The organism is Dietzia aerolata, assembly GCF_014144865.1.
Lineage (GTDB): Bacteria > Actinomycetota > Actinomycetes > Mycobacteriales > Mycobacteriaceae > Dietzia > Dietzia aerolata.
The window spans coordinates 1-8,505 of record NZ_JAALDM010000131.1 but is presented as its reverse complement, the minus strand read 5'-3'; the positions used below and the strand labels follow the sequence as shown (position 1 = coordinate 8,505).

The 8,505-nt window shown below is 65.0% G+C and carries 13 protein-coding genes; all 13 read left to right on the top strand.

The genetic code is table 11. The features are described 5' to 3' along the window. Positions 1–581 (top strand): glutaredoxin domain-containing protein (locus G6016_RS17880; protein WP_338403561.1); only part of this gene is annotated, 581 nt, incomplete at its 5' end. Positions 582–624: 43 nt separating this feature from the next. Beyond that, on the top strand, positions 625–852 hold the full coding sequence (locus G6016_RS08880; RefSeq protein WP_182632303.1) for a hypothetical protein: 228 nt from the start codon (positions 625–627) through the stop codon (positions 850–852). A 39-nt stretch (positions 853–891) separates the two neighbouring features. Continuing rightward, positions 892–1,452 carry a DnaB-like helicase N-terminal domain-containing protein gene (locus tag G6016_RS08875; protein WP_182632302.1) on the top strand — a complete coding sequence of 187 codons (561 nt, stop codon included), beginning with the start codon at positions 892–894 and terminating at the stop codon, positions 1,450–1,452. Between the two features lie 71 nt (positions 1,453–1,523). Further along, the gene (locus tag G6016_RS08870) at positions 1,524–1,784 is read left to right on the top strand and encodes a hypothetical protein (RefSeq protein ID WP_182632301.1); all 261 of its coding nucleotides are present in this window, start codon (positions 1,524–1,526) and stop codon (positions 1,782–1,784) included. A gap of 86 nt (positions 1,785–1,870) precedes the next feature. Further along, positions 1,871–2,044, top strand: a complete 174-nt coding sequence (locus G6016_RS08865) for a hypothetical protein (protein WP_182632300.1) — start codon at positions 1,871–1,873, stop codon at positions 2,042–2,044. A gap of 73 nt (positions 2,045–2,117) precedes the next feature. Next, a complete protein-coding gene (locus G6016_RS08860) occupies positions 2,118–2,516 on the top strand; it encodes a hypothetical protein (protein ID WP_182632298.1) in 399 nt (132 codons plus the stop codon). 112 nt (positions 2,517–2,628) lie between these two features. Next, on the top strand, positions 2,629–3,033 hold the full coding sequence (locus tag G6016_RS08855; RefSeq protein WP_182632297.1) for a hypothetical protein: 405 nt from the start codon (positions 2,629–2,631) through the stop codon (positions 3,031–3,033). A gap of 60 nt (positions 3,034–3,093) precedes the next feature. After that, positions 3,094–3,828 carry a DUF8176 domain-containing protein gene (locus tag G6016_RS08850; RefSeq protein ID WP_182632295.1) on the top strand — a complete coding sequence of 245 codons (735 nt, stop codon included), beginning with the start codon at positions 3,094–3,096 and terminating at the stop codon, positions 3,826–3,828. Positions 3,829–3,969: 141 nt separating this feature from the next. Next, complete coding sequence (locus G6016_RS08845; protein WP_182632294.1) at positions 3,970–5,862, top strand: cutinase family protein; 1,893 nt, start codon at positions 3,970–3,972, stop codon at positions 5,860–5,862. Continuing rightward, a complete protein-coding gene (locus G6016_RS08840) occupies positions 5,862–6,398 on the top strand; it encodes a hypothetical protein (protein WP_182632293.1) in 537 nt (178 codons plus the stop codon). The genes G6016_RS08845 and G6016_RS08840 overlap by 1 nt, the downstream gene beginning before the upstream one ends. Before the next feature lie 55 nt (positions 6,399–6,453). Continuing rightward, a complete protein-coding gene (locus G6016_RS08835; protein WP_182632292.1) occupies positions 6,454–6,726 on the top strand; it encodes a TrbC/VirB2 family protein in 273 nt (90 codons plus the stop codon). A gap of 197 nt (positions 6,727–6,923) precedes the next feature. Next, on the top strand, positions 6,924–7,538 hold the full coding sequence (locus G6016_RS08830) for a DUF8175 domain-containg protein (protein ID WP_182632291.1): 615 nt from the start codon (positions 6,924–6,926) through the stop codon (positions 7,536–7,538). A gap of 24 nt (positions 7,539–7,562) precedes the next feature. After that, entirely contained in the window at positions 7,563–8,354 is a 792-nt protein-coding gene (locus tag G6016_RS08825; RefSeq protein WP_182632290.1) for a DUF8175 domain-containg protein, read from the top strand. Positions 8,355–8,505: the final 151 nt, after the last annotated feature.

Below are 8,505 nucleotides of genomic sequence, written 5' to 3'. Positions count from 1 at the left end.
GTACACCAACAGAGAGAGGGAGGAACACCATGAACACCACCTACGCCCCCGCCGAGCTGGCCGCTATGGCTGAGGTCGCCCTCGACCAGGGCGACTGCGAGCGGGCCGCGGCTTTGGCGGTTGAGGCTGCGCACGCGGCCTTCCAGGCAGCCGAGCGCGAGGCCAAGATAGACCGTCGTGGCGAGCTGGCCGACACGGCGGAGCTGGCCGCCCAGGTGGCACGCGAGGCGGACACCACCGGAAAGGCCGGCGACCGCGCGACCCGGTACGCCCTACACGTCGGGCAGCTCGCCACCACCTACACCGACGCAGAGTTGCGCGAGGAAGAGGCGCCCGACGGCGGCCGCGCTGTCATGGTCTACACCGCGCCAGCGTGCCAGCAGTGCACCGCCACCAAGCGCAAGCTCACCGAGCTTGGGGTCGCTTTCGTTGAGGTTGACCTCAACGACCCCGCCAACGCGGCCGCGCGCGATCACCTTATTAACGACCTCGGATATGCCGCCGCGCCCGTCGTGGAGGTAGACGGAGACGAGCATTGGACCGGTTACCGGCCCGACCGGCTCAAAGCGCTTGCAAGCTAGTCCGTCAGCACCACAGGCCCACCGACAAGACAAGGAGCACGCCATGATGACCACCTGCACCCAGGCCCAGGCCGAAGACCAGGTTCTCGCCGCCCTCAGTTCCGTAACCGGACGGATCTACCCGTGGGACCAGGTTTCGGATGCCGTAGACGTGTATCTCTGCCGCATCGAGCGAGAGCAGGGGCGGCCGCTGGACCGGAGTTCGCTCCCGCAAGCCGTCGTGCTCACAGTCCTCGACACCATCGTCCGCGCCGAGCGCGCCGACGCCTGATCTATCCACCAGTAGGGGAGGGGCGAGACAATGCAGACCATGAGCGCCGAGGACCGTCAGGCAACCGCCGATCCGGTAGACGTTGACGACCTGGCGGCCGCCGACGCCGCCCCAACGGTGCCCGAGCTGGACCCCGAGGCCGCGCTGCTCTGCGCCCTGCTGCACACCGCCGAAGCCGCCGAGGCGACCCACGTTGCCGGGCACCTGGCCGCCACCGACTTCCTTAACCCTCGGTACGGCGATTTATTTCAGGTCACCGCGGACCTCATCACAGCCGGCGAACCTCACCACGCCCCGCGCGTTTTGGCTGCTCTGACCGCCGCCGGCCGCGTTGCAGGCCATCACGGTCGGCTCCTGGTCGATGCGCTACAGACTGTGACCCTGCTTGGCACACCCGCCGTCGGCCTGCGCACTCTTGCCGCCGACGTGCTCGATGCCGCTTACCGCCGACGATTCGCCCGCACTGCCGCCGACCTCACCCGCGCCGCCAGTGAAGCCCCGACCGACGATCTCTTCGAGCTGCTGCTCGACCAGGGCCGCGCCATGCGACGCGAAACCAAACGCCGCGAATCGCTCACCGCCGGGCAAGCGTCCGACTGATCTGCTACACACCGAACATCCCCGCGAGTCAGGGATTGACGGAATCGCACCAGGTACACAAGGAGAACCAAATGTCACGGGAAGAGACCTCTTGGAGCAACGCTCGCGAGGCACTAGCGCGGAACGTCAGCTCGCACCAGGTTGAGGCAGAGCGCAGGGGCGAGAGGTACTTCCTCGAGGTGGTCGTGGCCGGTGCCGAGTACAGCATCATCGACAGTAAGGTCGGACGCATCGAGACCACCTTTCGACAGCGTGACCGGCAGGATGATCCCCGCCAGCGCGCCGAGGCGTACTGCGCGAAGCTCAACCGCGAGACCCGGCCCGCCCAGTAGCGCTACCGCGCTGTGCGAGTGTGGCGGATACTGTTACCGAGCCGACGCCGCTCAGGGCGGCTACCAGAATCCAGAAAGAGGACTCCGTGGAACTCGTAGCACTCATCATCGGTGCAGGTCTGATCGGCGGCTCAGTCGCCCTCGCCGCCGGTGCCGGGGCGGCCGATCAGTTCCTGCACCAAATGCCCGAGCCTGAGATAACCCACGTCAAGGACTGGCTACATTCCATCGGGGCCGGGGCGCTGGCTGACCGCTACTAACGGCGCCGCTGGCGCCCGCGCCACTCGCTGTCTAGTCGCTATTCCCCAAGTCTACCCGGTAGACTTTCGCGCTATGGGCACCTGGACCGTAGACGACCTCGCCGCCGAGCTGGTGGATAGCTTCGACATTGATCTGGAGGCTGCCCGTAGATCGGCTGAGGTATTTCTGGAGATGCTAGAGAACACCCAGGAGCGGGTTATCGACAGAGAGTGCATCCCGAGGGATGTCGTAGACGAAGTGCGGAGCGCCACAATGGGCGCGATTTTCTCCCTCGGTTCCGATGCCCTGACGGCCGACCTGGGGAAGGCCAGGACGGCGGTTGAGGTGGCCCAGCAGGCGCTCGACGCCAAGATCAGTGAGCGCACCGAGCTTGTTCGTCGTGCGATTGCCCTGGGTGTCCCCATCCCTGTGGTTACGAGGGCTTCTGGCCTGTCTAGGGCGCGTATCTATCAGATCAAGGCGGACCTCTAGGTCTGGGTGCGTGCTCGTCGCCGGTAGTGCGGATAGGCGGCACCGTACTTCGCATTGGTAGTCCTTTTGTGGGCGGCAGTATGAGTCGTATCTAGTGCGCTACCGTGGGTGCATGAATGACCTCGACAGACTATTAGCCCTCGCCGCCGAGTGTCGTCGTGCACGAACTCGGCACCTCGATGCCACCGCGCAGCGCGAATCCCTCATCGTCGCTGCTCGCACTGCTGGCGTATCCGTCAGTGACATATCTACAGCGGCCGATCTGACTACCGGCCGCGTGTACAACCTGCTGCGATCGTCAGAGGCTGAGCCGGTGGCCGAGCCGCCGGGCGGCTATCTTCCGGCTATCAAGGCCGCCACACTCGCCATGCACGAGGAACAGGCCGCCTCCAACGCGCTTGCCCGGGAGCGGAACGAGGTGGCGCGCCGGCTGGTGGACGCTGGGGCCACCAGTCGATTTCTTGCTGCCGAGCTGGGCGAAAACCTTGACACACTGAGGAATTGGCTTTATGCGTGATAACATCGCGCATAGTGCATATTTGCACTTCCCGCGATACCTCGGAGTGTAAACGAGACTATGGCTACAGAGAACGATCACGACGAGACGGACGGCCAGCAGCCAATCCAAGCATGGACAGATTGGCTCGACCGCTGGCGCGCTCAGCGCCCCGCCGGCCCTGTCGATGGTGAGGACCAGGACGGGGCCGTCCCGCCCAAGCGGCGGTTTTCTGCATTTACCTTCGCGATGGTCCTGGCGGGCGTCATTGTTGTTGCGGTGATGGTCGTGGCCGTCACACGGTTCGCCGGCACCGCCGACGAGCCAGACCCGTTCGAGGCCGCTGTGCCGCCACCCACGAGCGCCCCGGCACCAGCCGCGACCACGGACCCCGAGGACCAGGACAACGACCCTGGCACCACGACCGGCGGCGGGTCCACGCCGCAGTGCGTCGAGGACGACAGTGGTGACACTCTCACGACCAGCAAGGGCGGCGAGGTCACCAGCCCTCAAACCCTCATCGCAGAGTTCCAGCACCGCTATTTCGACCTTCGGGACGGCGCCGCTGTTGCCGAGCTGTGGGACGAGGGATATGACGCTGACGGCTTCCAAGCGACCATTGACGATTCACTCGCGGACCTCGAAGGCCGTGCTGCTTGGTGTCTGACCGTCGCCCCGGCCGAGAGCGGTTGGTGGGCCACTGAAGTGTCGTGGTGGCAGCAGGGTGACCAAAAGGTCCGTGAGACCTGGTATGGAACCTACGAAATCGAAAGGCGCGGAAGCGGCTACATCTTCACTGATGCGTCCACCGAATAGGAGCAGGGCATGAGACGAGTACGGACAGTGGTCGCAGTCGCGGCGGCCCTCGCGGTTCCTCTGGCGACCGCTGGGCCAGCTGCCGCGCAAGAGACCGAGACACCCGCCACGAGCACCGATGCGAACGACGCGGCCGCAGACATGGCCGACAACCTCGATGCACAATGCGCAGCAGTGACAGCCGTGATCCCGGTCCCGTCCAGTCACGATGCGGAGCTGCCGACCGGAAACGGGTCCGGCATCTTCACCGATGTAGTGAACCCGGTTGCCGGTGACAGCGCCGCCTCATTTGAGCCGATCTATATTCCCTACAAGGCCCGAGGGGAAGGCGACGACCCCTCGTCTGCTTACTCGCAGACCCTCACCGACGGGTACGCGCGCTTAACCCAGATTTCTCACCGTGTCGTCTCGCAGTGCCCCGACACCAAGCTAGTGCTCTTGGGGCAGGGGCAAGGCGGCCACCTTGTGTCCGTTTTCGCCTCCGAAATCGGTAAGGGCAACGCCGTCATTCCAGACGAGTCGGTCGCGTTTGCCGCGACCATCAGTGACCCCACCCGTGCCGCAGGCCAAAGTCTGTTCCCCGGTGTACCAGGTCAGTCCGCGCCGGTTTCGTGGGAGGGGGAGCGCAGCAGTGCGGCCGGCTCCCGAGGGTCGGGCAGCTCTTCGCTGTTCGGTGGCAGCTCGTCCGGCCGCGGATCGAGCAGCACGACCAGGAGCAGCGTTCCGCAGCGCTCGACCGGTGTGCCTGAGCAGACAACCAGTGTGGAGCTGTACGCCGATCTGGCAACCATGCCCGAGGGGTCCGGCCTCAACCATGAGGCTCAGCAGATAGACGACTTTGGAACGCTCACCGGCCGCGTGGCACAGATTTGTGTGGCTGGTGACTTGTCGTGCTCTGCGCCGGTTAACGCCGCACTCGGCCGCGCCGCCGTGGCGATCATGGAGCACGCCGGCACAGACTTCAGTAGTGATCCACTGGCGGCCGCTTCTGCCGTGTCGCAGTCACTCACTCACACTGCCGCTACCGGCGTGGCCACATCGCTTTCCGAAGACTGGGAAGGCGACACCATTGGCGCGTTGACACCCACGGGTGAATTTTCCGTGTCTGAGCGGATCGAGCAGGCCGCAACCCCCCGAATCCGTACAAACCCGCAGATCGACGGCGCTCAGGACGGAACCGTCGAGGCATCTGTGGCCGCTCTCAATCGGGCGGGGTCCATCGGCATCAATGCCGTGACCACAGTCGCAGGCGACGTGCTAGATGAGGCCACCATCGCCTCATTGTTGGAAGCCGGGATTACCGGCGGCGCGACCTCGCCCGAATTGACCGCGACGCTGACAGCTCGCGCCGGAGCGTCGGCCCTCAAACTCATCGAACCGCGCTCCCTCGGCCCCCGATTGGTTGCGCTGTTCGAGGCACTGACAAGCAACATCACTGACAACGCCGAGCTTCCCGAGCTGATCGCCGCCGCCCGTACGTGGGATCGCCTCGCGACCGCCGACGGATACCGTTCGATTCCGATTTCGGCCAGCGGTGAATCCGTCACTGAGGTTCTTGCCGATTGGCTCGCCGCGGCCGTGCGAGATACCGCAGCGGCGAACGTGGACCAGGAAGACGGCGACGAGTCCACCAGCTCGACCACGGAAGCGGCCAGCACCCCGCCCAGCTCCGCTACGACCACAGCGGCCGAGTCAATCGCGCCGCCCCAGCCCAGGACACAAGCGGTCTCGGCCGGGCCGGCGCCGACCGACGAATACCTTCGGGACACCGAGGGTGCGGTTGTCCCGGCTGGGCCTGCACCGAAGGTCGAGGCTTATGAGCTGACCACGGTCGCCAATACGGGCGGCGGCTATACGGGAGAACCCATTTCTGTCAGCGACGCCGCTTCACGGACGGTCAGCGGGAACGAGGACTACACCGCCGCACAGCGGCTCGGACTGCTGGCCGATCCTGCCTATCCGGCCAACTCGCCCCTGGCCGGTATCACCCAAGCTGGCGCGCATGTGGCGATCACCAACGGAAGGGGTTACTGATGACGCATCTCATCAATGTTGTTGGTGCCGGCGGCGGTGCCGGTGTCACCACTTTCACCACGTTGTTCGGGGAGTCGGCCCGCGAGCTGTCTGCGTCTGCACTGTCGTCGCCGCCGCCGCCCGAGGCATCGCCGTGGACTGTGATCCTGGCGACCGAGGGGGTTGAGCAGGCATCCGCAGCGGTCGCACTGCGCGAGACCGCGATCCAGCACGGATGGAGGGTTGCCGCCCTGGCGACACGCGGTACCGAACGCAAGAGGCCCCGGCCTGTCACCGCTCGGTTCATCCCGATTTTGGACGACGACCGCGACGCGACGCTACGCCGTGTGCCTCACTGGTCTGCCGCGGCCCGGCGCCCGCTGGCTGAGCTTCCTCGATGGGACTTTCGAGGGGCAGCAGGGAAGGGCGGGCCGGCCTTGCCGAAGCCGTTCTTGTCGTTGTTCACCGCGATTGTGGACGACATAGTGCGCGATCACGATATGGAGGCCGCCGCCGCAGAAGAAGCAGAGACACCACCGAGCGAACATTTCGTCTAGTACGTTTTTGCAGTAGACTAGATACATCCCCCCTACGGAATTGGGAGACCATCAGATGCTTTACTCTGTCCTTGCTCAGGTTCAGCAGCCCTCGCCAGATGCGGGGCCATTTGCCGAGGTCGGTTCACGAATCCTCGGCGTTTTGGCCTGGGCGGTGCCGACTATCTCCGTCGGCCTGCTGATCGTATGTGGCGCATGGCTTGCATGGGCCTATACAGATCCGTCCCAGGACGAGTCGAAGCCAAAGAAGACTCTCGCCTGGGTTGTGGTTGGCGGCATCATCGCGTCCGCTGCCGCCACCATCGTGAACTGGACTTGGGGCGGATAACTCGTGGAGGCCGTATTCCAGGAACTCAATGTGCTCCTTGCGTGGGTGTCTTGGGTAAGCCTCGCGATGTGCGTGGCGGGAATCTTCCTCGTGTGGATCATGTGGCGCTCGGACGTCACGGTCACAGATTCATTTGTTCGAGTGCTCGTAATCGTCGGGTGTGTGGCCGTGGCCGCCAACGCAGTAAGGATCGCGGAATGGCTAGTGGGATAAACGGCAAGACCAGCCGGGCGGCGGTAGTCGTCGCGGCCGCTGCACTCGTCGTAGCGGCGTGTGGCGGACCAGACCCCGACGGCACCGCCCAGGCCGAAGACCAGACCGTCACGTGGAGTGACAGTGGCGGGTTCTCGGTGCCGTCGGCCGAGGCTGGTCCTACCGACACCGAGGGGCAAGCCCCTGGCGGGTTCGAGCAGTCCGGTTTCGGGGCAGCTCTCGCCGCCGCGCACTACTCGGTGGCACTGGACACCGCCGGCGATTCTGATTTCGGTGCGGTGCTTAACGAAGTGACGGTAGACGACGACGGCCGGAAGCAGTGGGCCGCTGCCCGCGCCGGCTTGAAACTCGGCAAGCCGGCCGCCGACCGCGTACCCACGCTAGAGGCGTGGGTAGTTGAGCCGGCCGACCCCATACAGCAGGCGCAGGTACATCTCTACTGGCGTCAGTACGACGGCTCAATGACTGAGCAGCGTCGGCAGATGATGTGGGACGGCGAGGACTGGCGACTGCAACTTCCGAACAACCCGCAGACCCCAGAGCTACGTGCAGTAGAGGCCCCACCGGAAAACGCGACCGCGTTCGATCCGCCCGCCTGACCCAGCCGAGCTAGGAGGCTCAGCATGAACCGTCACCTGACCCGAGGGGCCGCGATAGCGGCCAGCGCAACCCTGCTGCTGTCAGGATGCGCCAATGATGAGGACCAGGACGAGACCGCCAGCACTCCGCCCAGCCCGCCTGTCACCGAAACAGACTGGTTCACCGAGCGGTTCAGCTCAGCGCCGGTGTTTGTGGACGCAGCCACAGAGAATGCGCAGACGCATCGGCCCGACAACAACGCGGGTGAACCGCTGCCGGAGAATGCCCCCGAAGGAGAGGTCGTGTGGCAGGCCCCGGCGTGTGTGCCAATCCCGTTCACCTCGGACGGACCCCGCTCGTCGTTCCTCGACACCGGGGTCCTGCATGTCAGTGGCTATGAGCAGACCGAGCTGGGCGCGGCGGCCGCAGCTGTTGGGTTGTCGTCCACCTCGCTTGCGACGACAGACCAGCCCCGAGCGGTTTCCGTGGCAACCGGACTCACCTTGCCGGAGGCGGAACGCATCGTGGCGACCTCGGAGGTTTTTGACTTAAAGCCGGAGTTTCGTGAGTCGTTGGGCGAGCCATGCCGCACAACGGATTTCCGGCCCACGGCATATCGGGTAGCGGATATGACCGATTCCTACGCCGTGGTCGATCTGTTCAGTCCAGCCAGCAACAACCCCGGTAACGGTGCCACCATCCGATTGTCGGTCGAGTGGACGGGGGACGACTGGCGGTTAGCTCCCAGCTCGTTCGACTCTTATGCCGACTCTTTAGAAGCGTTCAGCTCGAACCGCGGCGCAAAGGTTGACCTCGCGGAGTTCACTCAATGGTGAATCATCGTCGCCGCTTTGCTCTGCGCCTCCTGCTCAGTCTTTTCGGTCTCGCTCCCGTCGCAATGATCGTTGGCGCACTGCCGGCACTGGCTCAGACTGTGCCAGGCGCCGACACCGGCACCGGCACCGACGGTGAGGACCAGGACGCCGA

What these genes read in the sequence shown, in the direction of transcription:
- G6016_RS08880 (WP_182632303.1), top strand. Translation starts at nt 625, where the DNA reads ATGATGACCACCTGCACCCAGGCCCAGGCCGAAGACCAGGTTCTCGCC.
- G6016_RS08875 (WP_182632302.1), top strand. Translation starts at nt 892, where the DNA reads ATGAGCGCCGAGGACCGTCAGGCAACCGCCGATCCGGTAGACGTTGAC.
- G6016_RS08870 (WP_182632301.1), top strand. Translation starts at nt 1,524, where the DNA reads ATGTCACGGGAAGAGACCTCTTGGAGCAACGCTCGCGAGGCACTAGCG.
- G6016_RS08860 (WP_182632298.1), top strand. Translation starts at nt 2,118, where the DNA reads ATGGGCACCTGGACCGTAGACGACCTCGCCGCCGAGCTGGTGGATAGC.
- G6016_RS08855 (WP_182632297.1), top strand. Translation starts at nt 2,629, where the DNA reads ATGAATGACCTCGACAGACTATTAGCCCTCGCCGCCGAGTGTCGTCGT.
- G6016_RS08850 (WP_182632295.1), top strand. Translation starts at nt 3,094, where the DNA reads ATGGCTACAGAGAACGATCACGACGAGACGGACGGCCAGCAGCCAATC.
- G6016_RS08845 (WP_182632294.1), top strand. Translation starts at nt 3,970, where the DNA reads ATGGCCGACAACCTCGATGCACAATGCGCAGCAGTGACAGCCGTGATC.
- G6016_RS08840 (WP_182632293.1), top strand. Translation starts at nt 5,862, where the DNA reads ATGACGCATCTCATCAATGTTGTTGGTGCCGGCGGCGGTGCCGGTGTC.
- G6016_RS08835 (WP_182632292.1), top strand. Translation starts at nt 6,454, where the DNA reads ATGCTTTACTCTGTCCTTGCTCAGGTTCAGCAGCCCTCGCCAGATGCG.
- G6016_RS08830 (WP_182632291.1), top strand. Translation starts at nt 6,924, where the DNA reads ATGGCTAGTGGGATAAACGGCAAGACCAGCCGGGCGGCGGTAGTCGTC.
- G6016_RS08825 (WP_182632290.1), top strand. Translation starts at nt 7,563, where the DNA reads ATGAACCGTCACCTGACCCGAGGGGCCGCGATAGCGGCCAGCGCAACC.